The sequence below is a fragment of the Streptomyces albus subsp. albus genome, from assembly GCF_000725885.1.
GTDB classification, from domain to species: Bacteria; Actinomycetota; Actinomycetes; order Streptomycetales; family Streptomycetaceae; genus Streptomyces; species Streptomyces albus.
In genome coordinates this window covers 224,522-247,854 of the sequence record NZ_JODR01000018.1, presented here as the reverse complement: position 1 = coordinate 247,854, position 23,333 = coordinate 224,522, and the positions used below count along the sequence as shown (strand labels likewise).

General features: G+C 71.6%; 20 protein-coding genes. 10 read left to right on the top strand and 10 right to left on the bottom strand.

Going from position 1 to position 23,333, the window contains the following annotated elements; translation table 11 throughout:
- The 4 genes from chcA to IO40_RS0121905 form a co-directional block, all read right to left on the bottom strand.
- Positions 1 to 843 (bottom strand): 1-cyclohexenylcarbonyl-CoA reductase, encoded by an 843-nt coding sequence (chcA, locus tag IO40_RS0121920; protein WP_016470853.1) that lies wholly within the window; start codon positions 841 to 843, stop codon positions 1 to 3.
- Positions 840 to 2,012, bottom strand: a complete 1,173-nt coding sequence (locus IO40_RS0121915; RefSeq protein WP_016470852.1) for an acyl-CoA dehydrogenase family protein — start codon at positions 2,010 to 2,012, stop codon at positions 840 to 842. Before IO40_RS0121915 ends, chcA begins: the two co-directional genes overlap by 4 nt.
- Positions 2,009 to 5,035: a 3-phosphoshikimate 1-carboxyvinyltransferase gene (gene aroA, locus IO40_RS0121910; protein WP_016470851.1), complete on the bottom strand. Its 3,027-nt coding sequence runs from the start codon at positions 5,033 to 5,035 to the stop codon at positions 2,009 to 2,011. The genes IO40_RS0121915 and aroA overlap by 4 nt, the downstream gene beginning before the upstream one ends.
- Positions 5,036 to 5,595: 560 nt before the next feature.
- Positions 5,596 to 6,039, bottom strand: a complete 444-nt coding sequence (locus tag IO40_RS0121905) for a YchJ family protein (RefSeq protein WP_031026372.1) — start codon at positions 6,037 to 6,039, stop codon at positions 5,596 to 5,598.
- A 130-nt stretch (positions 6,040 to 6,169) separates the two neighbouring features.
- Between IO40_RS0121905 and IO40_RS0121900 the strand changes: the two genes are divergently transcribed.
- A complete protein-coding gene (locus IO40_RS0121900; RefSeq protein WP_031175969.1) occupies positions 6,170 to 7,855 on the top strand; it encodes an L-lactate permease in 1,686 nt (561 codons plus the stop codon).
- Here the strand turns inward: IO40_RS0121900 and IO40_RS0121895 are convergent.
- Complete coding sequence (locus IO40_RS0121895; protein ID WP_033229351.1) at positions 7,852 to 8,220, bottom strand: antibiotic biosynthesis monooxygenase family protein; 369 nt, start codon at positions 8,218 to 8,220, stop codon at positions 7,852 to 7,854. The genes IO40_RS0121900 and IO40_RS0121895 overlap by 4 nt on opposite strands.
- A gap of 277 nt (positions 8,221 to 8,497) precedes the next feature.
- Here IO40_RS0121895 and IO40_RS0121890 point away from each other — a divergent pair, with 277 nt between their 5' ends.
- Together IO40_RS0121890 and IO40_RS0121885 are read left to right on the top strand one after the other, a co-directional pair.
- Complete coding sequence (locus IO40_RS0121890; protein ID WP_033229349.1) at positions 8,498 to 8,959, top strand: MarR family winged helix-turn-helix transcriptional regulator; 462 nt, start codon at positions 8,498 to 8,500, stop codon at positions 8,957 to 8,959.
- Between the two features lie 45 nt (positions 8,960 to 9,004).
- Entirely contained in the window at positions 9,005 to 10,735 is a 1,731-nt protein-coding gene (locus IO40_RS0121885) for an MFS transporter (RefSeq protein WP_016470846.1), read from the top strand.
- Between the two features lie 154 nt (positions 10,736 to 10,889).
- Here the strand turns inward: IO40_RS0121885 and IO40_RS0121880 are convergent, their stop codons facing one another.
- On the bottom strand, positions 10,890 to 11,093 hold the full coding sequence (locus IO40_RS0121880; RefSeq protein ID WP_030405997.1) for a cold-shock protein: 204 nt from the start codon (positions 11,091 to 11,093) through the stop codon (positions 10,890 to 10,892).
- Between the two features lie 238 nt (positions 11,094 to 11,331).
- Entirely contained in the window at positions 11,332 to 12,324 is a 993-nt protein-coding gene (locus IO40_RS0121875) for a multicopper oxidase domain-containing protein (protein WP_016470844.1), read from the bottom strand.
- Between the two features lie 207 nt (positions 12,325 to 12,531).
- On the opposite strand from IO40_RS0121875, the gene IO40_RS0121870 reads away from it, so the two are divergent.
- Positions 12,532 to 15,024, top strand: coding sequence for a ThuA domain-containing protein (locus tag IO40_RS0121870; protein ID WP_031175968.1), 2,493 nt, complete (start codon positions 12,532 to 12,534; stop codon positions 15,022 to 15,024).
- Positions 15,021 to 16,973 carry an OmpL47-type beta-barrel domain-containing protein gene (locus IO40_RS0121865; RefSeq protein WP_016470842.1) on the top strand — a complete coding sequence of 651 codons (1,953 nt, stop codon included), beginning with the start codon at positions 15,021 to 15,023 and terminating at the stop codon, positions 16,971 to 16,973. The genes IO40_RS0121870 and IO40_RS0121865 overlap by 4 nt, the downstream gene beginning before the upstream one ends.
- A gap of 82 nt (positions 16,974 to 17,055) precedes the next feature.
- Here IO40_RS0121865 and IO40_RS0121860 read toward each other — a convergent pair whose 3' ends face one another.
- Complete coding sequence (locus IO40_RS0121860) at positions 17,056 to 17,592, bottom strand: TerD family protein (RefSeq protein ID WP_016470841.1); 537 nt, start codon at positions 17,590 to 17,592, stop codon at positions 17,056 to 17,058.
- Between the two features lie 442 nt (positions 17,593 to 18,034).
- On the opposite strand from IO40_RS0121860, the gene IO40_RS0121855 reads away from it, so the two are divergent.
- The 5 genes from IO40_RS0121855 to IO40_RS0121835 all read left to right on the top strand — a co-directional run bounded on the left by IO40_RS0121855 (position 18,035) and on the right by IO40_RS0121835 (position 21,704).
- Positions 18,035 to 18,439 (top strand): hypothetical protein, encoded by a 405-nt coding sequence (locus IO40_RS0121855; protein WP_016470840.1) that lies wholly within the window; start codon positions 18,035 to 18,037, stop codon positions 18,437 to 18,439.
- Complete coding sequence (locus IO40_RS0121850) at positions 18,439 to 19,245, top strand: hypothetical protein (protein ID WP_016470839.1); 807 nt, start codon at positions 18,439 to 18,441, stop codon at positions 19,243 to 19,245. The genes IO40_RS0121855 and IO40_RS0121850 overlap by 1 nt, the downstream gene beginning before the upstream one ends.
- A 38-nt stretch (positions 19,246 to 19,283) precedes the next feature.
- The gene (locus tag IO40_RS33900; protein ID WP_063830985.1) at positions 19,284 to 19,784 is read left to right on the top strand and encodes a roadblock/LC7 domain-containing protein; all 501 of its coding nucleotides are present in this window, start codon (positions 19,284 to 19,286) and stop codon (positions 19,782 to 19,784) included.
- Between the two features lie 138 nt (positions 19,785 to 19,922).
- On the top strand, positions 19,923 to 20,297 hold the full coding sequence (locus IO40_RS0121840) for a hypothetical protein (protein WP_016470837.1): 375 nt from the start codon (positions 19,923 to 19,925) through the stop codon (positions 20,295 to 20,297).
- A gap of 150 nt (positions 20,298 to 20,447) precedes the next feature.
- Entirely contained in the window at positions 20,448 to 21,704 is a 1,257-nt protein-coding gene (locus IO40_RS0121835; protein ID WP_016470836.1) for a DUF1266 domain-containing protein, read from the top strand.
- Between the two features lie 16 nt (positions 21,705 to 21,720).
- Here IO40_RS0121835 and IO40_RS0121830 read toward each other — a convergent pair whose 3' ends face one another.
- Together IO40_RS0121830 and IO40_RS0121825 are read right to left on the bottom strand one after the other, a co-directional pair.
- The gene (locus IO40_RS0121830) at positions 21,721 to 22,128 is read right to left on the bottom strand and encodes a RidA family protein (protein ID WP_016470835.1); all 408 of its coding nucleotides are present in this window, start codon (positions 22,126 to 22,128) and stop codon (positions 21,721 to 21,723) included.
- A 137-nt stretch (positions 22,129 to 22,265) separates the two neighbouring features.
- Entirely contained in the window at positions 22,266 to 23,237 is a 972-nt protein-coding gene (locus tag IO40_RS0121825) for a TIGR03557 family F420-dependent LLM class oxidoreductase (RefSeq protein ID WP_031175967.1), read from the bottom strand.
- Between the last annotated feature and the right edge of the window lie 96 nt (positions 23,238 to 23,333).

Sequence of the window (23,333 nt, the reverse complement as noted above, 5' to 3'; positions counted from 1 at the left end):
TCAGGCGTCGCGCCGGGGGCGCGGCGGGAGTGCCAGTTCGTCTCCCGCGTCGGCGAAGAACGGCGGTGCGACGGCGCTGAGACCGCCGTCCACGACGAGCGTCTGGCCGGTGATGTACTCCGATTCGGGCGCCAGCAGGAAGGCCAGCACGTCGGCGACCTCCCGCACGGTGCCCGGCCGGCCCTTGGGGATGCGGTCGAGCACGGTGCGCATGTCGGGCATGCCGGGGACGTTGTAGAAGAACTCCAGCGAGTCGGAGTCGATCAGACCGCCGTTGACGGCGTTGACGTTGATGCCGTACGGCGCGAACTCCAGGGCCATGTAGCGCACCCACGCCTCGATGGCGGCCTTCATTCCGCCGAGCGTGGCGTAGGTGGGGTAGGCGCGGATGGAGCCGTAGGAGGAGAGGGTGACGATCCGGCCGCCGTTGTCCATGAGTTTGACGGCTTCCTGCGCACCGAGCACGAAGGGGCGCAGGTTCATGGCGTAGGAGCGGTCGAGGTGGTGCGGCTTGAGGTCGACGATGTTCTTGAAGGCGCTGGCGGCGGCGTTGGAGACGAACCAGTCCAGCCGTCCGCAGCGCCGGGCGACCTCGTCGAACAGCGCGGTGACGCCCTCGGGGGTCTCCACGTCGGCCTGGACGGCGAAGCCGCTGCCGCCGAGCGCTTCGATGTCGGCGACGGTCTTCTCGGCCAGGTCGGCGTTCTTCTTGTAGTTGACCGCGATGGTGGCCCGGTCGCGGCGGGCCAGGGTGAGGGCCAGCTCACGGCCGATGCCGCGGGAGGCGCCGGTGATCAGTGCGACCTTGCGGCCGTGTGCGGGGGTGTCCGGGGTGTCGGTCATCGGTTCCCTCCCTGGGTGTGCCGCCGCAGCAGCTCGCGGAAGACGACGGTCTTCTGGATCTCGTTGGTGCCCTCTTCGAACCGCTGGGCACGGGCGTCGCGGTAGACGCGTTCGATGGGGCTGGTCCGCCAGTACCCGAGTCCGCCGTGCACCTGGAGCGCGTTGTCGGTGACGCGGGTCAGCATGGAGACGGCCGTCATCTTGGCCATGGAGGAGAGCATGGACGCGTCGTCGCCGCCCTCCTCGAAGGCGCGGGCGGCGTGCAGCACCAGTTGCTTGGCGGCCTCGATGTCCGCGGCGTTCTCGGCGAGCATGAACTGCACCGCCTGCCGCTTGCTGAGCTTCTTGCCGAAGGTGACGCGGCTCTCGGCGTAGTCGAGGGCCAGCTCCTGGGCGCGCTGGGCCAGCCCGACGCAGCTCATGCCCACGGAGATGCGGGAGGGGGTGAGGAAGCCGCCGAGTGCGACCTCCAGGCCCTCGCCCTCCTTGCCGAGCCGGTTGGCGACGGGCACGGGGGTGCGCTCGAAACGGATGGTGGCGTGGTCGGTGCCCACCACACCCATCGTCTGGGAGGTGTCCTCGACGTGGACGCCCTCGGCGTGGCGGGGCACCAGCAGCGAGACGGTGCCCTCATGGCCCGTGGTGCCCTCGACCCGTGCGGCGAGCAGGTAGTAGTCGCAGCGCACCCCGAACGTGATCAGGTGCTTGTCGCCGGTCAGGTAGTAGGTGTCGCCCTCGCGGACCACGGAGGTGGTGATGTCGGCACCGGTGCCGTTGCCGGGCTCGGTGAGCGTGAAAGCGATCTTGATGTCGCCCTCGATGGCGGGCAGCACGAACTTCTTGCGCTGCTCCTCGGTGGCGAAGGGGTCCATGGCACGCCAGATGCCGTTGACCACGTGCACGATCATGCGGATGGAGCCGTGGGAGCGGGAGAAGATCTCCATCAGTCCCATCCACTGGGTGAAGGACAGCCCGTGCCCGCCGTAGGAGCGGGGGGCGGCCATCCTCAGGAAGCCCTGTTCCCGCAGCTCGGCCCAGAGTTCTTCGGGCACCTGCCCGGTGGTCTCGATGCGCTGGGCCCACTCCTCGCCCGGTCCGGTCACCCATGCGGTGACCTTCTGGCGCAGCCGCTCGTACTGTGCCGGGCCGACGCCCTGCTGCTCACTCACTTGTCCGCTCCTTCTCCGCGCTGGGGGCGCAGGCCGCGTGCCCGCTCCCGCAGCACGAACTTCTGGATCTTTCCGACTTCGTTGCGGGGCAACGCGTCCGCGACGATCTCCAGCCGCTCGGGCCAGTACTGCTTGGCGACCTGGTGGGAGTCGAGGTACTTCTGCATCTCCTCGAAGCCGAGTCCGGCGCCCTCGGGTTCGAGAACGACGAAGGCGCAGGCGCGTTCTCCCAGCCGCTCGTCGGGCATGGCGACGATCGCCACATCGGCCACGGCGGGGTGGTCGTACAGCAGTTGTTCCACCTCGGCGACGGGGATCTTCTCGCCGCCCCGGTTGATGACGTCCTTGACCCGGCCGGTGATGCGCAGGAAGCCGGAGGCGTCGATGGTGGCCAGGTCGCCGGTGCGGTACCAGCCGTCGTCGGTGAACGCGTCGGCGGTCAGGTCGGGGCGCTCCAGGTAGCCGTCGAAGATGGTGGGGGTGAGGATCTCGAAGTTGCCCTCGGTGCCGGGCGGCAGTTCGGCCCCGGCGTCGTCCCGCACCCTGATCCGTACGCCGGCCAGTACGCGGCCGTCGGTGCCCCAGCGCTGGGCGGGTTCGTCGCCGGGGGCGGCGAGCGCGGCCAGGCAGGTCTCGGTGGAGCCGAAGGCGCCCAGCACGGTGGTGCCCAGTACCCGGCCGGCGCGCTCGGCGAGGCCGCGCGGCACGGTGGCGCCGGTGGCGACGAAGATCCGCAGGTCCTGGGGGGCGCGTTCGCCGTCCTCGACGGCGCGCACCAGGTCCATCAGGAAGGGCGTGGCGGCCTGGACGAAGGTGGCGCGGTGCTCGCGCAGGGAGCGCAGCGCGAGGGAGGCGTTCCACTCGGCCTGCACGATCTGCGGGACGCCCAGGACGAGCGCGAGCCACATGCCGTAGAGGAACCCGGTCTGGTGGGCCAGCGGGGAGGGGATCCAGATGGTGTCGGCGCCGGTCAGGCCCAGATGGCGGATCTCCATGGAGACGGCGCGGGTGAGCGATTCGGAGCGCTGGAGGACCCCCTTGGGCTCACCGGTGGTGCCGGAGGTGAACAGGAGTTGGGTGAGGTCCTGGGGGCTGGGCACGCGCGCGGCGAGGGCGTCGTCGTCGCGGGGGGTGGCGGCGAGTGCGGCTTCCCAGTCGTGCCAGGTGACGGTGCCCGCGGACGCGGCGGCGTCGGGCAGGCCGGCCGGGCCCTCGGTGGCCGGGAGGACGACGACGTGTTCGAGCTTGCCGGTGTCGGTGGTGCCTTCCGCGACGAGCGCGGCGATCTCGGCGGCGTGCCGCCGGCCGCGGAACTCGTCGGGCAGCAGCAGTACGCGGGCGCCGGAGCGGCGCAGCATGAAGGCGGCTTCCCGCTCGCGGAAGATCGGCATGATGGGGCAGCACAGGGCCCGCACCCGCAGGCAGGCCAGGGCGATGGCGGTGAACTCCCAGCGGTTGGGGAGCTGGAAGGCGACGGCCTCGCCGGGCTGGACGCCCAGCCGCAGCAGCAGGCCGGCGATGTGTTCGCTGCGCTCGTGCAGTTGGCGCCAGGTGAGGGTGGTGCTGCCGTTGCTGCGGACGTCCACCAGCGCGGTGCCGTCGGGGTCGGCGGCGGCGCGCCGGGCGACGAGGCCGGGCAGGGTGTGGCGGGCCGCCTCGTCGGGGCGGGACACGTCCGGTTCGGTACGGGAGGGCTGCGGGGTGCGGCCCTCGGCGCGTCTGCCGCCTTCGACGGTCATGGGGATGCCCAGGGTGTTCATCGCTTCCAGGAAGGTCGGATAGGAGATCCGGTAGGCATTGGGGTAGGTGAGGGTGGTGCAGCCGCTGGCGCGGGAGGCGGCGACCGCCAGGGACATCAGTACCCGGTGGTCGTTGAAGGACGACAGCTTGGCGCCCACGAGCCGCTGGGTGCCGCCGTTGACCCGCAACGTCTCGCCGGTCAGTTCGAGTTCGCCGCCCATGGCATTGAGCTGGAGCATGGCGGCGGCCCGGTCGGACTCCTTGAGCCGGGTGTGGGCGACGTTGTGGAAGACGGTCTCGCCCTGGGCGAAGGTGCCGAGGGTGGAGAGGATGGGCAGCATGTCGGGCACGTCACGGCAGTCGACCTCGATGCCCTTGAGGTCCACCCCGTCGTGCCGGATGCGTACGCCGTCGCCGTCCGCGTCGAGTTCCATGGGGATGCCCATGGCCTGGGCCAGGTCCAGGAAGTGCGCTTCGGGGTGGTCGGCGGGCCCGCCGTGGAGCTTGTGCATGCCGCGCAGCAGTACGTCGGAGGGGTGGAGCGCGGCGGCGGCGATGCCGAAGGCGGCGGAGCCGATGTCGGGCGGGAGGGTCAGATCGGTGGGCGTGGCCCGCTGTCCGCCCTCGATCTCGAAGCGCCGCCAGTCCTCGGAGACGGTCACGGCGAGGCCGAACTGCCGCATCATGGCGACGGTCAGCTCCAGGTAGGGCTGTTCGTTCAGTTCGCCCTCGACCTCGATGACGCTGGGCCCGGTGGCGAAGGGGGCGAGCAGGATGAGCCCGGAGATCCACTGGGAGAGGGTGCCGGCGATGCGGACGTGACCGCCGGTGGGGCGCTTGGCCGTCACATGGACGGGCGGGCAGCCGTCGGCCGACTCCAGTTCGACGCCCATGGTGCGCAGCGCGTCCAGCAACGGGGAGACGGGGCGGCGTTTGAAGTACTTCTGTCCGGTGACGGCGACGGACCGTTCGGCGAGCGAGGCCAGTCCGATCATGAAGTACAGCGTGGTGCCGGAGCTGCCGGCGGAGACGGAGGAGCGGCGCGGCCGGTAGGGGCCGCCGTGGACGACGAAGGAGTCGCCGTCCACGTCGATGCGGGTGCCGAGGCCCCGCAGGAGTTGCACGGTGTACTGCACGTGCCGGGCGTCCGAGAGGCCGCGGATGACGCTGGTGCCTTCTGCGAGGGAGGCCAGGATCAGGGCGCGGTGCGCGTGGTACTTGGAGTTGGGGACGAGGACCTCGCCGGTCAGCGGCTGGCGGGTTCCTTTGACAAGAAGGTGCATATGGTGCGCTTCCCATACCCGTTGTGTCACGGCACGTCGGACGTGCCCTGGGCGTTGAAGGACGGTGCGTTTCGTACCTCTACGACAAGTGGGGCGTTCTGCTGCCGCGACGATCTTGACGATCGCTTCCTCGGTACGCGTGGAGCCGTGCCGGTCGACGTCCCGACCAGCACCTCACGGAGTAACGGGGCGCGCTCGGAAGCGGAGTGCGCCGGCGGGCGCGCCGCCGTGGGCGCGCAGCACGGACCGGCCCGCCGCACAAGGCCGCCCGGGAGGGCGGCGTGCGGGGGTTCGTCGCAGTGTCGCGGAGTGTCGGACGCCCGCGTCGTGGGGCGTCAGGTACCCAAACGTGTGAAGCGGTGCGGGGATGATGAAGTGAGAGCCCTCATCCGAGGGGACCCGCTGTGGCTGCTGTCGCGGCACGTGGTCGTGGCAGGAGCCCCATGACGGGCTTCCCGGATGACGAGCTCGCCGTGTGCGTGCTCGATCATGCCCTCCGGTATATCAGGTGTATGCGACACCTAAGCAGCCGCCCCCCGGTCCGGTGGCCTGAAACTCCGTCAGGCCACGGCGCCGTCGAGGTAGCTCCAGGCGCCGTCCACCCGCACGAAACGGCTCCGTTCCTCCTGCGTACCGCGCTCACCGGCGGCCGTGACCCAGTGGGCACGGAACGTCACCGTGCCCTCGCCGTGGAAGGCACTGCCGCCCGACGTGTCGAGGATCTCCAGCCCGGTCCACCGCGGACCGTCCGCCGGATCGAGCCGCGCGGGCCGGGTGGCGGGGTGCCAGGTGCCCAGCAGGTAGGCCGCATCCCCGACCGCGAACGCGCTGTAGCGGGACCGCATCAGCTCCTCGGCCGTCGCGGGCAGCGCCTCGCCCCGGTGGAAGCGCCCGCAGCACGCCGCGTAGGCGCCACCGCCGCACGGGCAGGGCGCCCCGGCATCGGGTCGGCGGGACAGATCGGCGGGGCGGCGCCCGCGCCGGGCGCTCTTGCGTCGGGACATGGCCCCATCATGCCGGACCTCTGATCGCGCCCGACCCCTGGACAGGGCGCCGCCCGGCAACCAGCCTTGCCGGGCGATCAGTTCGCCCTCGGGTCCCCGCGAGGGCGCCGTCGAGGTGAGGGGTGTGTCCATGTACCGGCCCGATCTGTCGCCCGTCGCCGACAGTCTCGCCCTGTCCGCACTGGTGGGAGCCGCTCCCCTGCTCACCCTCTTCGTGCTCCTGGGCGGTCTGCGGCTGAAGGCCCACTGGGCGGGGCTCGCCGCGCTGGCCGTCTCCGTGGTGGTGGCGGTGTGGGCCTACGGCATGCCGGCGGACCTGGCGCTGCTCGCGGGCGCCGAGGGCGCGGCCTTCGGGCTGTTCCCGATCATGTGGATCGTGCTGGCCGCGCTGTGGGTGCACCAGTTGACCGTCGTCAGCGGCCGGTTCGCGGATCTGCGCCGTGCCTTCCGGCTCGTCGGCGACGATCCGCGGGTGCAGGCGCTCATCATCGCCTTCTGTTTCGGTGCCCTGCTGGAGGCGCTGGCCGGTTTCGGCGCCCCGGTGGCGATCACCGGGGTGATGCTGATGTCGCTGGGCTTCTCCCCGGTGCGGGCCGCGGTGACGGTGCTGGTGGCCAACACCGCGCCGGTGGCGTTCGGTGCCATCGCGACGCCGATCATCACGGCGGGCAGCCTCACCGGTATCGACCCCGAGCGGATCGGCGCGTACGTAGGCCGGCAGACACCGCTGCTCGCGCTGTTCGTGCCGCTGCTGCTGGTGGTGCTGGTGGACGGGGTACGCGGCCTGCGGCAGACCTGGCCGGTGGCGCTGGTGTGCGGCGGCGCGTTCGCGGTCGCGCAGTTCGTGAGCGCGAACTGGATCTCGGTCGAGCTGACCGACATCATCGCCTCGCTGGTGGCGCTGGCGACCGTCGTCGCCTTCCTCCGCGTCTGGCAGCCCCGAGAGGGGGAGCGCGTACGGGAGGACCTGCGGCGCGCGGCCGAGCGGGAGCGCCGGGAGACGGGTGCGGCACGCCCCGGCGAACCGGCGCCGGAGGCCGCGTCGCCGGCGGACGGGGCGGAGCCGGTCACCACTCCCCGGATCCTGGCGGCCTTCACCCCTTATCTGATCATCATCGCCGTCTTCTCCGTCGCGAAACTGTGGGCCCCCGCCGAGCGGTTCCTCGCCGCCCGCGAGGTGTCGGTGCGCTGGCCGGGACTGGACGGGCAGGTGCTGACGGCAGCCGGGGAGCGGTCCGGCACGACCGTCTACGCCCTCCCCTGGCTCTCCTCCCCCGGCTCGCTCCTGGTGCTGTGCGGGGTACTGGTGGCCGTCGCCCACCGGGTACGGCCCGCCGACGCCGTACGGGAGTTCGGCCGCACGGTGCTCACCCTGCGCTGGGCACTGCTGACCGTCGCCTCGGTCCTGGCACTCGCCTACGTGATGAACCTCTCGGGCCAGACCATCACGATCGGTACCTGGATCGCGGGCGCGGGCGCGGCGTTCGCCTTCCTCTCGCCGCTGCTGGGCTGGCTGGGCACGGCCGTGACCGGCTCCGACACCTCGGCCAACGCGCTGTTCGCGACCCTCCAGCAGACCGCGGCCGGCAGGGCCGGACTCGACCCGATCCTGCTGGTCGCCGCGAACACCTCGGGCGGGGTGGTGGGAAAGATGATCAGCCCGCAGAACCTGACGATCGCGGCGACGGCCGTCGGCCTCCTCGGCAAGGAGGCCGTGCTCTTCCGCAAGGCCATCGCCTGGAGCCTCGGACTGCTGCTGGCGATCTGCCTGCTGGTGCTGCTCCAGTCCCACGCGCCGGCGTGGATGCTGCCCTAGACCTGCGCTTCCGTCGCCGCGGAGAACTCCACGGCGACGTCGTACAGCGCCGGGCTGGCGGTGATCGGTGTGCGTGCGTCGTCGCGGGCGGCGCGGGTGCGGTCCTGGAACTCCTGGTCCGCGGTGGCCGCCTCCCACGCCTCCTGGCTCTCCCAGTGGGCGACGTTGACCAGTTGGTAGCGGGTCTGCGACGAACGGGCCCGGTGCAGCCGGGAGTCGATGAAGCCCGGCTTGTCGCGCATGAGCGCGGCGCGCTTCTCCCACTGGGAGACGAACGCGTCGACGTGACCGGCGTCGATCTCGAAGACGTTGATGAACGTGACGGGTGAACCGTCCGCGCCCGCCTGGCGGTTGCTCGTGGCCATGGTGAACTCCTTTTGCGGAAGGCCCGGTCCGCACGGTGCCGAGACCGGGAACGGCGGCGCCCCTGTCCGTACGGGCCGGCCGTGGCACCGATCATGGCCGGTTCACCTGACATCCGCTGTCATTTTTGCTCGGACAACGGCGCGAAGCGCGGTGCCGCGCCCAGGACGATGGCATGTGAACCGGCCTGCGGAGCAAGCGAGTCCCGCCGTGGAACCGGAGCACCCTTCTTACGGCGACCGGATTGTTTCCAGGTACACGTAGATGTATAACGGGCTTATGCATGTACAGGGCAAGGACACCGGCTCCGTCGCGGACGTGTCGCCCGACGAGCTGATGACCGCCGTGGAGCGGATCGTCCGCCACATACGGCACAGCGCCACCGCGGGCGGCCTGAGCACCGCGGCGTCCTCCGCACTGGGCCGGCTGGGCCGCGAGGGTCCCCAGCGGCTGTCCGAGCTCGCCCGGGCCGAGGGTGTCTCCCAGCCGAACATGACCCAGCTCGTGACCCGCATGGAACGCGCTGACCTGGTACGGCGCACCGCCGACCGCAGCGACGGGCGGGGCGTGCTGGTGGAGGCCACCGGCACCGGCCTGGACCTGTTCCGCCGGCGCCGCGCCGAGCGGACCCGGGCCCTGCGGGAGCTGCTCGCGGAGCTGTCCGGGCCGGAGCGGCAGGCGGTGGGGGTCGCGCTGCCCGCGCTGGCCCGCGCGATCCACGACCGCCAGGCGCGTTCCTGACCCTGTGCACCCCCATTCGTCCCAACTGCTCGGAAGAGAACGCACATGAGTGCCTCGCACGAGGAACACGGGAGGGCCGCGAGCCCGTTCAAGCAGCCGAAGGCCGTGTGGGCGGTCGCCTTCGCCTGCGTCATCTCCTTCATGGGCATCGGCCTGGTGGACCCGATCCTGCCCGCCCTGGCCGAGAGTCTGCACGCCTCCCCCAGCCAGGTCTCCCTGCTGTTCAGCAGCTATCTGATCGTCACGGCCGTCGCCATGCTCGTCGTGGGCTGGGTCTCCAGCCGGCTGGGGGCCAAACGCACGCTCGTCATCGGTCTCGCCGTCATCGTCGTCTTCGCCGCCGCGGCCGGGGCCACGGACTCCATCAACGGCATCGTCGGCTTCCGCGCCGGCTGGGGGCTCGGCAACGCCCTGTTCATCGCCACCTCACTGGCCGTCATCGTGGCCTCCGCCAGCGGCGGCTTCGGCGGCGCGATCATCCTCTACGAGACGGCGCTGGGCCTCGGTATCGCCGTAGGTCCTCTGCTGGGCGGAGAACTGGGCGCCATCAGCTGGCGCGGCCCGTTCTTCGGGGTGGCCGTCCTCATGGCCATAGCCCTGGCCGCCACACTTGCCTTCGTCCCCGACTCCCCCAAACCGGCCCGCCCCACCTCACCCGTCGCCCCGCTGAAGGCGCTGCGCCACCGCGGGCTGCTGACCATGGGCATCATGGCGCTGCTGTACAACTGGGGCTTCTTCACCATGCTGGGCTACGCCCCGTACCCGATGAAGCTGAGCGCCCACGAACTGGGGCTGGTCTTCACGGGCTGGGGGCTGCTGGTGGCCCTCTTCAGCGTCCTGTTCGCACCGCGGCTCCAGGCCCGCTTCGGCACCGCCCCCGTGCTGTACGCGAACCTCTTCTGTCTGGGCGTGGTGATGGCGGTCATCGCCGCCGGGGTGGCCACGCCGACGGTGGTCATCGTGGCCGTCATCGTCAGCGGCGCCTTCATCGGCATCAACAACACGCTCACCACCCAGGCGGTCATGCTGGTCTCCCCAGTCGAGCGGCCGGTGGCCTCCTCCGCGTACGGCTTCCTGCGGTTCATCGGCGGCGGTCTGGCCCCGTACGTCGCGGGGAAGCTCGCCGACGCGACGGACCTGGGCGTGCCCTTCTACGTCGGCGCCGGCGCCTTCCTGCTCGCCATCCCGGTGCTGGCCAGCGGCCATGGGCTGGTCAGCGCGGCCGAGCAGCACACCGGCGAGGGCGAGACCGTCACACCCGGGCTGGTCCCGGTGGGGCCGGCCCCGGCGGGCGGGGAGCCGCCGCTCATCGTGGCGGTGGGCGCCGGCGGCAATGCCGCCGAGATCGTGGACGCGGCGGCCCGGCTCGCCCAGGACGCGGACAGCCCGCTGGAGGTCGTCCATGTGCAGCTGACGGCCGTGGTGGAGGAGCAGGCCGTCGAGACGGAGACGGAGGAGAGCGCCAGGGCGGCGGTCACCGCGCACCTGGACCGGCTCGCGGCCCGGGGCGTGCCGGCCACCGGCCAGGTCCTCACCGGCGTCGGCGACCGGGCCGCCGCCGGCCGCGTCCTGGCGCGGCACGCCGCCGAGGTGGGGGCCCGCACCGTGGCGGTGGGCCGAGCCGTTCGCGGCTCCGTCACCCAGTTCGGGGAGGGCAGTCTGACCACGGCTCTCACCCATGCCGCGGCCTGCACGGTCGTCCTCATCGACCCGGACAGTACGCACCGGCCGCTGACGGCCGCGGCTCTGGCCGAGCTGCGGGGCAGCGGCGCCTGAGCCCGCGCGGGGGTCCCTCCCTGCCCCTGGGTTCCGGCGGCCCTCCGGCCGCCGGAGGACCGCCGTCCGGAAACGGCACTGGGGCCGCGCACCGGTCGGTGCGGGCCCCAGTGGCTGCTCCCCCGCCCGGAGGCGAGGGAGCGGGGTCGAGCGGTCAGGCGGGGGTGATGTTCTCCGCCTGCGGGCCCTTCTGGCCCTGGGTGACGTCGAAGTTGACCTTCTGGCCTTCGTGGAGCTCACGGAAGCCCTGGGCCGCGATGTTCGAGTAGTGGGCGAAGACGTCGGCGCCGCCGCCGTCCTGCTCGATGAACCCGAAGCCCTTTTCCGAGTTGAACCACTTCACAGTGCCGGATGCCATCTTCTTCTCCTTCAGGGTGGCTGGGAGCCGCACACCTCGTGCGCTCCGCGTCGCCGTCATGACCCCCATCCAGAAAAGCTCCGGATAAACAGAACGCGCCCAAGCTACGAAGCTCAGGCGCGCACAAGTCATGGGTACCAAAACTGCAACGAGTCCACAGTACCACCCGGAGCCCCGGATGGCACAGGGATCGTCGGGAGAGGCTGCGGGATGGCCGGGGGCGGGCCCGCACGGGGCGTCAGTGGTGGTCGCCGTGGCCGGGGACGGTGCCGTCGGGTTTGGCGATCAGCAGCAGGCCGGCCATGCCCATGTCGGAGTGGCTCTGGACGTGGCAGTGGTACATCCAGGCGCCGGCGCCCACCCCTTCCCCGGCGATCACCTGGAAGCCGAAGGAGTCGGCCGGCCCGGTGATCTTGTTGTCGATGACCCGGCTGGTGTCCTCGGGGCCCTCCAGCAGCCCGGTGCGGTTGTCCGCCCAGCGGTGACCGTGCATGTGGAAGGTGTGGTAGTACTCACCGTGCGTGATCATGATGATCTCGATGCGGTCGCCCACCGTGGCCTTGAAGTCCGGGCCCTTGGCCAGGTTGTTGGTGGTCATGTCGTTGAAGACGATGGTGAACTGCCGGTCGGGGTCGGGCAGGATGTCGCCCTCGCGGCGCACGACGACGGGCCCGTACAGGCCGCCTCGGATGCCTCCGGTGCCGTGTTCGGTGCCGACCACGTGGTCGTGGTAGTGCCAGTAGCCGGCGCTTCCGGGGCGCCAGGTGCCGTCCTTGCGGCGACCCGGGGCGTGGGTGCGCCAGGTGTAGGTGCGCTTGCCGCCCGGCTCGACGTGGCTCTTGTTCATCCTGGTGCCGTCGTTGGCGATGTCGTAGTCCACGCCGTGCGGGTGGAGGCTGGCGGCCACGTCCATCGTGTTCTCGAACTCGATGTGGAGGGTGTCCCCCTCGACCAGTTCGATGAGTGGCCCGGGGATGGTGGCCTTGCCCTTCTCCAGCCCGTAGCCCATCTGACCGTCGGAGAGCTTTTCCGCGTACATCTTGATGCGGCGCACCTGACCGCCCTTGCCCGCGCGGCGCACCTGGCCGGTGGCGGCCGGTGCCGCCGCCTGCGCGGGTCCGGCGGTCGCGGCCAGTGCGCTGCCGCCGACGGCGGCGACGGCGCCGCCCGCGAGCAGGCGTCTGCTGAAGGTGCGGCGGGTGTGGGTGGTGGCGTCAGGGTTTCCGGTCATCGTTCTCGATCTCCCCCGGGCGAGTGGCCAATGGAGCGTGGATCGGGCCGAGTTGAGCGGATCAGCTGGGGGGACGGTAGCGCCGCGCCGGGAGTTTATCCACACCCGGGACAAAGTTCGTCGAGTTGTGGTCATAGCTCTTGGCGAAGCATCGAAAGGGGTCTAGCTTCTGCCACGTTTCTGTGACCGAAGAGGGGTGGACAACCCATGCGGCACCAACCACACCCAAAACGGGCGAGACCCCGGCGGAGAAGGATCGCCGCACTGCTGACGGGCGCACTCGCCGCCGGTCTGCTGGGCGGGCCCGCACTGGCCGGGCCGCCGCCCGACACGCCCGTGCCGAAGCTCGCACTGCCCAGCCCCCCGGGCGGGGAGGACGTACGCGTCCTGGTCTTCCACGGCGCGACCGGCGAGGAGTCCCCCACCGTCGACGCCGCCATCGAGGCCATCGAGACGATCGGCCGGCAGGGTCCGGCCCAGGAGCAGTTCACCATCCGGGCCACCGACGATCCTGCGGTCTTCACCAACGCCAAGCGGCTGGGCCGCTTCAACGCAGTGGTCTTCCTCACCGGTGACGGCGATGTGCTCGACCCCGAGCAGGAGGCCGGGCTGGAGAGCTTCATGGAGGCGGGCGGCGGCTTCCTGGGCATCCACGACGCGGCCCGCGCGGAGCCGTACTCGGACTGGTTCACCGGACTGATCGGCGCCCGCCCCGCCGAGCACAGCCCTGCCAAGGCGCAGCGGGCCGTGGTGGAGGTCGGCGACCGGCAGCACCCGGCGACCAAGGAGCTGCCCGTCGAGTGGAAACGCCTGGACAAGTGGCTCAACTGGGAGAAGAACCCGTCCGGTGCGGTGCACACCGTGGCGCGGGTGCGCACCAACAGCTATGAGCCCGGCCCGGACGCCGGCGGCTGGGACCACCCCGTCTCGTGGTGCCGGGACTACGACGGGGGACGGTCGTTCTACACCGCCATGGGCGGCACCGCGGCAAGCTACCAGGAGACCGACTTCCGCACCCATCTGCGCGGCGCCCTGATGTGGACGACCCGGCTGGCGCGTGCCGACTGCCAGGCCGCAATCTCCGCGAACTACAAGGCCGAACGGCTGACCGCGCCCAACCAGCCGGGCAAGGCCGACCAGATCGGCGAGCCGCACGGGCTGGTCACGGCGCCGGACGGCCGCGTCTTCTACATCGGCCGGGGCGGCGCCGACGCCTCCCAGCCGGTGGTCACCGACTGGGACGACCCGGACATCGGCAAGGGCAAGGGCCAGGTGCACATCTGGGACCCGGAGACCGAGAAGGTCACCCTCGCGGGAGAGCTGACGGTCTTCGGGAACAAGGGCGGCGGCGAGGAGCTGGTCAAGAACGAGGAGGGGCTGCTCGGCATCGAGCTGGACCCCGGCTTCGAGGACAACGGCTGGGTCTATCTGCACTACACGCCGCACAGCGAGATCAACCGTGAGACGCACATGGCCGAGCGCCGCGTCTCCCGGTTCACCCTGGATCAGAAGACCGACAAGCTGGACATGGGATCGGAGAAGGTGCTGCTCTCCTGGCCCGTGCAGATCCACAGCTGCTGCCACGCGGGCGGCGGGATGGCGTGGGACTCCAAGGAGAATCTGTACATCGCCACGGGCGACAACAACTCCTCGCAGTTCAGCGACGGTTACTCGGGCAACAACCCGGAGCCGGACTTCAAGGGCGTCTCGTTCGCTGACGCGCGCCGCACCGCGGGCAACACCAACAACCTCAACGGGAAGATCCTGCGCATCCACCCGGAGGACGACGGGACCTACACCATTCCCGAGGGCAATCTGTTCACCGGCAAGGAACCCGACGAGGGCGGCGGCAAGACGCGCGGCGAGATCTATGTGATGGGGGTGCGCAACCCCGCCCGGATCGCCGTGGACAAGGAGACCGACACCCTGTACGCGGGGTGGGTCGGGCCCGACGCCACCGAACCGAGCCCCACCTGGGGTCCGGCCAAGTACGACACGTTCGCGAAGATCACCAGCGCGGGCAACCAGGGCTGGCCGTACTGCATGGGCAACAAACAGCCCTACCGCGACCGCAATCTGCCCGACCCGAGCAAGCCGCTGGGCTGGTACGACTGCGACCATCTGCGCAACGAGTCGCCGAACAACGACGGACTGGTGAACATCCCGCCCGCGCGGCCCAACAACATCTGGTACTCGCCGCAGGGCGGCGGTCCGGACTTCCCGCGCAACGCCGACGGTGTCCCCAGCTACAAGAAGGCCGAGCAGAAGCTCACCCTGCCCTGGCTCAAGGGCGGCGGGCAGGCCGCGATGAACGGCCCGGTCTACCGCTACGACGCCGGCAGCGGGGCGAAGGGCAAGTGGCCTTCCTACTGGAACGGCAAGTGGTTCGTGGGCGATCTGTACGACGGTGAACAGCCGCGGCACGCCCTGGTGATGCCCGACGGCGACAAGACGGGCGCGCTGCCGGCCCACGCGGAGAGCCTGGACGGCATCGTCCCGGTCGGCGAGGGCGGCATCCGCAACCTCATGGACTGGAAGTTCGGGCCCGACGGGGCGCTGTACGTCCTGGACTACGGGCGCGGCTTCTTCACCTCCGACGACAAGTCGGCACTGTGGCGCGTCACCTACAAGGGCGGCGAGCCCACCCCGCTGCCCGGGGACATGGCCGAGCCGGCGCTGCGGAAGGGAGCGGGCCGATGAGCGCCCGGGACGGACGAGCGCGCCGGGAGGGGCGCCGACTGGTGACCGCCGTGCTGGCGGCGCTGTTGATGGTGCTCGGGCTGACCTCCGCCACGGCGTGGGGGAAGGCTGGGCCGGCGCCGTCCGCGCGGGAGGCGCCGCAGGCCGAGCAGGTGCTGACCTGGACGGCCGACGACGACATGACCAAGTACGCCTCGGCGCCGGCCACGGCCGTGGCGGGCAAGGCGACGATCGTCTTCGAGAACAGCGCGGCCACCGGCAACACCTCCGGCATGGCACACACCCTCACCTTCGTCACCTCCGACCCGGACTACAACCAGGACGTGAACCTCAACATCCTCGCCTCGCCGGGCGACGCGAAGGGCGGCAAGCACACCGCCGAGGTGACGCTGACCCCGGGCACCTACAAGTACCACTGCACCATTCCGGGCCACCAGCAGATGCAGGGCACGCTCGTGGTGACGGGCGGCGACCCGGGTGAGGACACCACCCCGCCCGAGACCTCCGCGACGGTGGAGGGCGACAAGGACGCCGACGGCAACTATCTGGGCACCGCGACGGTCACCGTGACCGCCTCGGACGCCGGCTCGGGTGTGGCCGCCATCGAGTACGCCCTGGACGACGGTCCGTTCCAGCCGTACACGGCGCCGGTGACCGTCACCGACGAGGGGGAGCACACCGTCCGCTACCGCGCCGAGGACAAGGCGGGGAACGCGGCCGGGGAGAAGTCGGTGAGCTTCACCGTCGTCCGGCCGCCGGAGGGGGACACCACCCCGCCGGTCGTGGAGGGCAAGGCCGAGGGCAGGAAGAACGCGGACGGCCACTTCCTCGGCAAGGCCACCGTCACCCTGACCGCGACGGACGAGAAGTCCGGTGTGGACAGGACCGAGTACGCACTGGACGGCGGCCCCTACCTGGCCTACACCGAGCCGCTCGTCGTGGACCGGGCCGGATACCACGCGGTCGTCTACCGGGCGACGGACAAGGAGGGGAACACCTCGGAGCCCAAGAAGCTGTCCTTCCGGATCGTCGCGGGCGGCGGGGTGCCCTCGCCCGACTGCCCCGAGTACGACGAGCGGGAGACCGTCATCGTCGGCACCATCGACACCGGTGTCCCCAACCGGATGACGAAGCGGCGCTGCACCGTCAACGAGCTGATCGAGGACGAGCGGGAGTGGACCTCGCAGGCCCTCTTCCTCAAGCATGTGCGCGGCGTGACCGAACAGTTGGTCACCGAGGGCGTGCTGGTGCCCCGCGAGCAGAAGCTGATCAACCGGGCCGCCAAGCGCTCCGGGATCGGCACCCCGGGCCAGAACACCGGGTACCGCGACCTGTTCGACGGCAGCGAGGAGTCCTTCGCCGCCTGGGAGCAGGTGGGCGGCGGCCGGTTCGGGCTCGCCGACGACGCCACCATGACCAGCGACAAGAGCGTCGACGGCATGGGGATGCTGTGGTATCCGCAGCGCCGGTACGGGGACTTCTCGCTGAAGCTCCAGTTCCGCGACGACGCCGCCGGTGACGGCCGGACCAACAGCGGGGTGTTCGTCCGCTTCCCCGATGTGCACGACCACCCGGAGGAGTCCCGCCCGGAGTGGGTGGCCATCAAGTACGGCCACGAGATCCAGATACTGGACCGCCCGGACGGCGACATCTACAAGACGGGTTCCGTCTACGGGTTCGACCGGGTGGGTCTGGCCGGTGCGGGCGTCACCCCGAAGGGCACCTGGAACGACTACGAGATCCGGGTGATCGGTCAGCACTACGAGATCTACCGCAACGGCACGCTCATCAACGAGTTCGAGAACGACCGCGGCCAGATCTTCGACCCGCCGCGTGACGACGACCCGGGCACCGACGGGCGCCGTTACGCCTCGGGCTACGTGGGCCTCCAGGTGCACAGCGCCCAGGACGCGGTCTCGTTCCGCAACATCCGCATCAAGGAGCTGTGACGGCTCCGCACCCGCGGTGCGGACACGCGTGCGGGGTGGTGCCGGCGGTCGCGCCGGTACCACCCCGCACGTACCCCGGCCGTCAGGAACCCTGCTGGGCCGCGCCCATGTGCGAGGGGAACTCCTCCGGCGTGCCGTCGAAACCGCGCAGCACGACCTTGTGGTGCCACTCCCCCGTCTCGCCGCGTACGAACTCCGCGACCGTGGCCGCGGTGGAGCCCGCCACGCCGGTGAGGTCCGTGGCCGACAGTTCCTCGTAGCCCTCCCGGATGCGCACCGCCGTGTTGGGCACCTGGGCGAACGTCTTGCGGCCCTCGCCCTGCTGGACGGCCACACCGACGACGACGCGCACATACGTGTCGGCCAGCCGCTCCAGCTCCAGGGTCATCACCTCGTCGGAGCCGAAGCCCTGGCCGGTCTTGCTGTCCCGGTTGAGGGTGATGGTGCCGTCCGGGGAGCGGCTGTCGAAGTGGACGAGGTAGGCGGGCTCGCCGTAGGGGGCCTCGGCGGTGTAGGTGGCGGCCACGAGGTCGAGGTCGTGGTCCGGCTCGCCCATGGGACTCGGGTCCCATTTGAGCGTGACCTCCACCTTGCCGAGTCCTTTGCTGAGACCGCTCACCTGCGCACCCTCCCCGTCCCGTCCTGGCGTTCTGCCCCGCACGCCGCCGCGCGGGGTGAAACCGCTGCGGCGGAGCGGGAGTTCCATCTTGCCACGGGCGGCGCCGCCGGATCAGTTCTCTTCCGGCCCCTTCGGGGGAGGAATGGGGGCGGGGCGGGAAGCGGGGCGAGCAGAGGCGGGGCGGGAAGCGAGCGGGGCCGTGAGGGGGCCGCGCCGGGCCGGGCCGCGCCGTGTCACTCGGAACCCGATACGGCCATTTCCGTGCGCGGAGCGGTCAACTCCGAAAGCAGAACGGTCACTTCACGATCCCTCCTGGCATGTTCCCGAGGAATGTGCCCGAACGAACGCGCCCTGGCACACAGATGCGTAGCGTCGGCTTCACCGTCCGTGGCCGGGCGGTGTGCACCGGGGTGGTCTGCCGTGCCGGGGAGGGGAGTTCAGTGTGCCCGGGATCGACGAGAGTCTGCTGGAGGCGATGCGCCTGCCGGGCGCCCGGAGCGCCGCGGTGGTCGACTGGGTCAGCGGTCTGGCGCTCGGCGTCGCCGGGGAGGCACCCGGCGGGGACCACGAGGCGGCGGCCTGCGAGACGGCGGAACTGGCCAGAATGGTCGCCGAGTACCGCTCCTTCGGTCCCCTCACCACCGCCCGCGGCCCGGACGGGAGCACCGCGGTCCCGCCCGTCGAGGACATCATCACGACCAACGCCGACAGCTACCACCTGCTGCGATTCGTGACCGGAGCCCTGGACGGCAGCTTCTTCCTCCATCTGTGGCTCGCCCGCGACGAGGGCAACCTCGCGCTGGCCCGGATGCGGCTGGCCCGGATAGCCGATCGGATGGTGCTGTGATGCCGTGCGCGACCCCCGCGCCCGCCCATGCGCCCTCGATGCTGCACCGGCTGGCCGCCGAGCACGCCACCGGCGCCTACACCCGGGCGGGCGGCACCCTCTTCCTCGTCGAGGGGCGGATCGTGCACGCCGAGAGCCCGGCCGCGCCCGGACTGGAGGCCCTTCTTTCGTGCGGCACCGGCCCGCACCGGGGCGGAGGGCGGCAACCGCGCACGCGGACGGGAAGCGACAGCGGCTCCGCCGGGCATCCTGCCGGGGCCGGGCCGCGGGTGCCCGGCGGGGTGCTGGAGCTGTGCGCGAGTGTGGCGCTGCACGACGCGGCGTTCTTCGTCCTCGCACCCGGTGGCGGGCCGGGGCGGTTCCGGCGGGGAGTGCGCCCCTGGCCGCACGTCACCGGGTGCGTGACGGCGGCGGCCCTGGAGCGGGAGGCCGTGCGCCGCCGTACGTTCCTGGACCGGATCTGGCCCGACGGCCGGCTCGACGCGCTCCCTCCCGTACCGGCCCGGTCCGTCTCCCCCGCGGACCGGGCGGCCGGCCCGCCGGCGCCCGTGCCGGGGCGCCGGCGGGCGGTACTCGAGCTGGCCGACGGGGTGCGGACCGCCTCCGACATCGCACGGGAGCTGCGCCGCCCCGCGTTCCACACGCTGGTGGACGTGCGCCGGCTGGCGGCGGCCGGGCTGCTCGTTCCCGCTCCCCCGCCGCCCGTCCGGGCGGGCCCTGCCCGGGCGCAGCCGGTGCCCGGCGAGTTCCCGGACCCGGACGTCTCCCTGCTGCGCAGGCTCAGGGACGCCCTGGAGGCGTGGTGATCAGCAGGTTCCGACAGCGCTCCGGAAGGAGGGTGCTCATGACGGCCGAGGCCCGGGTGGCGGCGGAGCTGCGCCGCGTCAGGGTGCGGGTGCCGCAGGCGGAGGCGGTGCTGGCGGCGACCGTGGACGGTTTCGTGCTGGCACAGGACAGCGGCCCGTCCCCGAGGGGCGGACCGCCGGAGGCCGAGCCGCTGGCCGCGCTGACGGCCGCCGCGCTCGGACTGGCGTTCCGCATGAACGAGGCGACCGGCCGGGGCGCCTTCCGGGAGTTGCTGGTCCACGGCGAACTGGGCTACGTCGCGACGTACGCGGCGGGCCCGGCCGCGGTGCTCACCCTGCTCGCGGACGAGCGGATCAACGTGGGCCGGCTGCATCTGGAGGGGCGCCGCACCGCGGCGCGGATCGGCGAACTGGTCGCCGGAGCGCAGCGGCAGCCCGCGCCGCCCGGCCCCGGGGGCCCGCAACCCGCCGCTCCGCCGCCTCCCGAGGGGCACCGCCCGCCCCTGGAACGCCGCCGCGGGCCCTTCCCCGCACCGTGACGGACCACAGCGGCGCACCGCGCCATCCCGTACCGGCGCCTGCGCGCCCCGTACGACGCCCGCCCCGCCGGCAGGACGCCGCATCCGCAAGACGCCCTATCCGCAAGACGCGTATACGAGGAAGGACTGAGCGCCACCATGTCGAACACCGAGGCTTCCCTCAAGGAAGCGATGAGCAGCATCGACGGCACGATCGGGGTCGCCCTGGTCGACTACACCAGCGGCATGGCGCTGGGCACGCTCGGCGGGGGAAAGGACTTCGACCTGGAGGTCGCCGCCGCCGGGAACACGGACGTCGTACGGGCCAAGCTGCGCACGATGGAGCACCTGGGGCTGGACGACCAGATCGAGGACATCCTGATCACCCTGGGGTCCCAGTACCACCTGATACGGCTGTTGCGGGGCAAGAGCGGCAACGGTCTGTTCCTCTACATCGCGCTGGACGCGGGCAAGGCCAATCTGGCCATGGCCCGGCATCAGTTGCGCCGCATCGAGGGGATGCTGGAGGTGTGAGGCGCACCCGGCGCCGGGCCGCGCGTACCGGTCCGTGGCGCGCGTACCCGGCGTCGGGCCGTGCGCGGCCGGGCGGTAGCGTGAGCCGCTCGATCACGGCATGGGTTCCCGGCGTCGCCGCGGGGCCGGAACGGGGCACGAGGGCGCACGGTGTACACGGTTGGTGAGCAGGACGACCACGAGGACATCTTTCCCGTCGTCGAGCACGAGGGCGGCCACTGGCAGGCCCCGGCCGAACTGGAGCGCCGGCTCCACAAGCTGGTCGAGGTGGACGAGACCTACACGTATCTGCGCCATCTGGCGCGGCACGGGCTCTACCATCCGATGCCGGTCGAGCGGACCTCACCGGATCCGGCCGAACGCGTGCCCCACACCAGTCAGGTGACGGGCTCCGACGGGGTGACCCGCACCGTCATGCAGGTCTACACGGACGGCATGCTGACGCGCCCGCACCCTTATGTGGTCTTCGAGTTCGTGACGCTCGGCTCGCTGGCGCGGATCGTGCCGCCCGAGGTGGACGTGCTGGTCGTCAACGCGGCGACGCCGTGCCAGCTGCTGTTGCAGGTGGACGACGAGGAGCGCGAGGTGTGGGCCGATCTGCACGAGGAGCTCTTCGATCCGGACGCCCTCACGGACCGGCTGGTCACCCGGTACACGGGGGCGCCGGAGACCGGGCCGCTGCTGCACGGTCTGGCCTGCGGCGCCCACCTGTGCTACGCCAACGGCGACCCGTGGAACACCCTCGACTGGCACGGCGCCGGATACAGCCACGAGGTGGAACGCCTGGCCGACAGCTGGGATGTGACCGGCCGTCAGGAGTGGCTGGAGACCCAGCAGCGGCTGCTGGAGTGCGAGGTCAGCCCGTGGTACTGGGACTTCGTACTGGGGGCCCGGCTCGCACTCGTCAAGGCGCACGGCACGAGCAGCACCCGGGTGGACGCCGGACTGTGGCGCGACAGTGTGGAATCGACGCTGCGCCGCGTCGTGGAGGTCCCTGACGAGGCGCAGTTCGCGTCGTTCGTGGCGGACATGCGCCAACTGGTCGGCACGGTGCTGCGGTACGAGGCCCGCTTCCGCGCCGACGGTCTGCTGGGGGAGGACGAGGTGGTCCGCACGGTGGCTGCCTGGGACCTGGGCCGGGCCTCCAAGATGGCCCGCTGGGGGCGGGGCGCGCGGTACGCGACGCGGGCGGAGATGAACGACGCGCTGGTGCGGGTGAGCGCGGGCGTGCGCAACGCCTACTCCTCCTGGGCTCAGTTCTCGGCCGCGTACGTGCTGGGCCGCTGCCTCCACTTCGACGAGGAGCGGTTCGGCGACTGGTACACGTCCGTACGGGAGGCGCACCACGCGTTGCTGCGCGCGCCCGGCAGCCCGTGGCGTACGGTGCCGTTCCGGCTGCCGGGCTGAGCGCGGGGCTCCCGGATCAGTCGAGGACGGCCGCGACCGCCTCGATCTCGACGAGTTGGCCGGTGTAGCCCAGGACGGTGACGCCCATCAGGGTGCTGGGGACGTCGTGGTCGCCCACCGCGTCGCGGTAGACCTGCCAGGCGGCCACCAGGTCCTCCTGCCGTGCGGAGGCCACCAGCACCCGGGTGCTGATGAGGTCCTCCAGGCCGGCGCCGGCTTCCTTCAGGGCGGTGCGCAGGTTCTCCACCGCGCGGCGGGCCTGCCCCGCGTAGTCGCCCAGGGGCGCGACCTCCCCCTCGGGGGTGAGCGGGCAGGCGCCGGCGAGGAAGACCAGGCGGGCCTCGGCGGGTGCCGTGGCCGCGTAGGCGTACTCGGCGATGTCGGACAGGGCGGTGGAGCGGATGAGGGTGACGGCACGCGGCATGATGCTCCTCGGACACTGGTGCGAACGGTCAGGGCAGCCCAGCCGACGGCCGCGTCCCTCGCAACCGGTTTTCCGGGCTCCCCGCCGCCCGCGGGCCGTCAGCCTGCCGCGGGCCGCCGTCCACCGCCGGCAGGTGTTCAGCCGCCCGTGGGTCCGAGCTGCCTGAGCCGGCCGAGCAGTTCGGCCTCGCAGAAGTCGAAGAAGCCGCGCGGGTTTGGTCCGGCGTTCATCAGGACGAGACGGTCGTAGCCGGCGTCGGCGAAGGGCCGGGCCACTTCCAGATACCGGGCGGGATCGTTTCCGCAGGCGAAGCGCCCGCGGATGTCCTCTTCGCGGACCTGCGCGGTGGCGGCCTCGAAGTTGACCGGATTGGGCAGCTCGCTCATCACCTTCCAGCCGCTGAGGGCCCACCTGAAGTAGGTGAGGGCGGAGCGGACCGCCTCCTTCTCGTCGGCCGCGTAGGACATGGGGACCTCCGCGTAGCCGGGCCCGGTGCCGCCCGCCTGGCGGTAGTGGCGGACGATCTCGGGTTTCTCCTCGGTGGCGAAGAGGGCGTCGCCCAGTTCTGCGGCGATCCTCGCGGAGGCGGCTCCGCTCGCGGCGACCGCGATCAGCGGCTGTTCGGGCGGCAGGTCGAAGACGCGGGCGTCCTCGAGCCGCAGGTACTTGCCCCCGTAGGAGCGGTAGCCGCCCTGCCACAGCAGCCGGATGATCTCCAGGGCCTCGCGGAACATGGTGTGGCGTTCGGAGACGGCGGGCCAGCCGCGGCCGATCACGTGTTCGTTCAGCCGTTCGCCGGAACCGACACCGAGCACGAAGCGGCCCTCGGAGACGAGCGCCACGGTGGCGGCGGCCTGGGCGACGATCGCGGGGTGGTAGCGCATGCTGGGGCAGGTCACGCCGGTGACCAGCCCGATGCGTTCGGTCTTGGCGGCGATGGCGCCCAGCACGCTCCAGGTGAAGGCCGAGTGGCCCTGGTCGTCGAGCCACGGGTGGTAGTGGTCGCTCATCTCGACGAAGTCGAATCCGGCGGCCTCCGCGGCGACGGCCTGCCGGATCAGTTCCTGCGGTCCGTACTGCTCGGTCGCGAGCTTGTAGCCGATCTGCATGTGTGCTGCTCCTTGGTCGCTCTCCTTGCGCGGGTACCTCGGTTTCCTTTCGCACATTCGCACCGGGAGGCTGTCCGGGGCGGGTGTGACACGGCG

Excerpts from the sequence above, each read along its gene's own strand:
- chcA (WP_016470853.1), bottom strand. The coding sequence starts at position 843 with ATGACCGACACCCCGGACACCCCCGCACACGGCCGCAAGGTCGCACTG.
- aroA (WP_016470851.1), bottom strand. The coding sequence starts at position 5,035 with ATGCACCTTCTTGTCAAAGGAACCCGCCAGCCGCTGACCGGCGAGGTC.
- IO40_RS0121905 (WP_031026372.1), bottom strand. The coding sequence starts at position 6,039 with ATGTCCCGACGCAAGAGCGCCCGGCGCGGGCGCCGCCCCGCCGATCTG.
- IO40_RS0121900 (WP_031175969.1), top strand. The coding sequence starts at position 6,170 with ATGTACCGGCCCGATCTGTCGCCCGTCGCCGACAGTCTCGCCCTGTCC.
- IO40_RS0121895 (WP_033229351.1), bottom strand. The coding sequence starts at position 8,220 with ATGGCCACGAGCAACCGCCAGGCGGGCGCGGACGGTTCACCCGTCACG.
- IO40_RS0121890 (WP_033229349.1), top strand. The coding sequence starts at position 8,498 with ATGCATGTACAGGGCAAGGACACCGGCTCCGTCGCGGACGTGTCGCCC.
- IO40_RS0121885 (WP_016470846.1), top strand. The coding sequence starts at position 9,005 with ATGAGTGCCTCGCACGAGGAACACGGGAGGGCCGCGAGCCCGTTCAAG.
- IO40_RS0121880 (WP_030405997.1), bottom strand. The coding sequence starts at position 11,093 with ATGGCATCCGGCACTGTGAAGTGGTTCAACTCGGAAAAGGGCTTCGGG.
- IO40_RS0121875 (WP_016470844.1), bottom strand. The coding sequence starts at position 12,324 with ATGACCGGAAACCCTGACGCCACCACCCACACCCGCCGCACCTTCAGC.
- IO40_RS0121870 (WP_031175968.1), top strand. The coding sequence starts at position 12,532 with ATGCGGCACCAACCACACCCAAAACGGGCGAGACCCCGGCGGAGAAGG.
- IO40_RS0121865 (WP_016470842.1), top strand. The coding sequence starts at position 15,021 with ATGAGCGCCCGGGACGGACGAGCGCGCCGGGAGGGGCGCCGACTGGTG.
- IO40_RS0121850 (WP_016470839.1), top strand. The coding sequence starts at position 18,439 with ATGCCGTGCGCGACCCCCGCGCCCGCCCATGCGCCCTCGATGCTGCAC.
- IO40_RS33900 (WP_063830985.1), top strand. The coding sequence starts at position 19,284 with ATGACGGCCGAGGCCCGGGTGGCGGCGGAGCTGCGCCGCGTCAGGGTG.
- IO40_RS0121840 (WP_016470837.1), top strand. The coding sequence starts at position 19,923 with ATGTCGAACACCGAGGCTTCCCTCAAGGAAGCGATGAGCAGCATCGAC.
- IO40_RS0121830 (WP_016470835.1), bottom strand. The coding sequence starts at position 22,128 with ATGCCGCGTGCCGTCACCCTCATCCGCTCCACCGCCCTGTCCGACATC.
- IO40_RS0121825 (WP_031175967.1), bottom strand. The coding sequence starts at position 23,237 with ATGCAGATCGGCTACAAGCTCGCGACCGAGCAGTACGGACCGCAGGAA.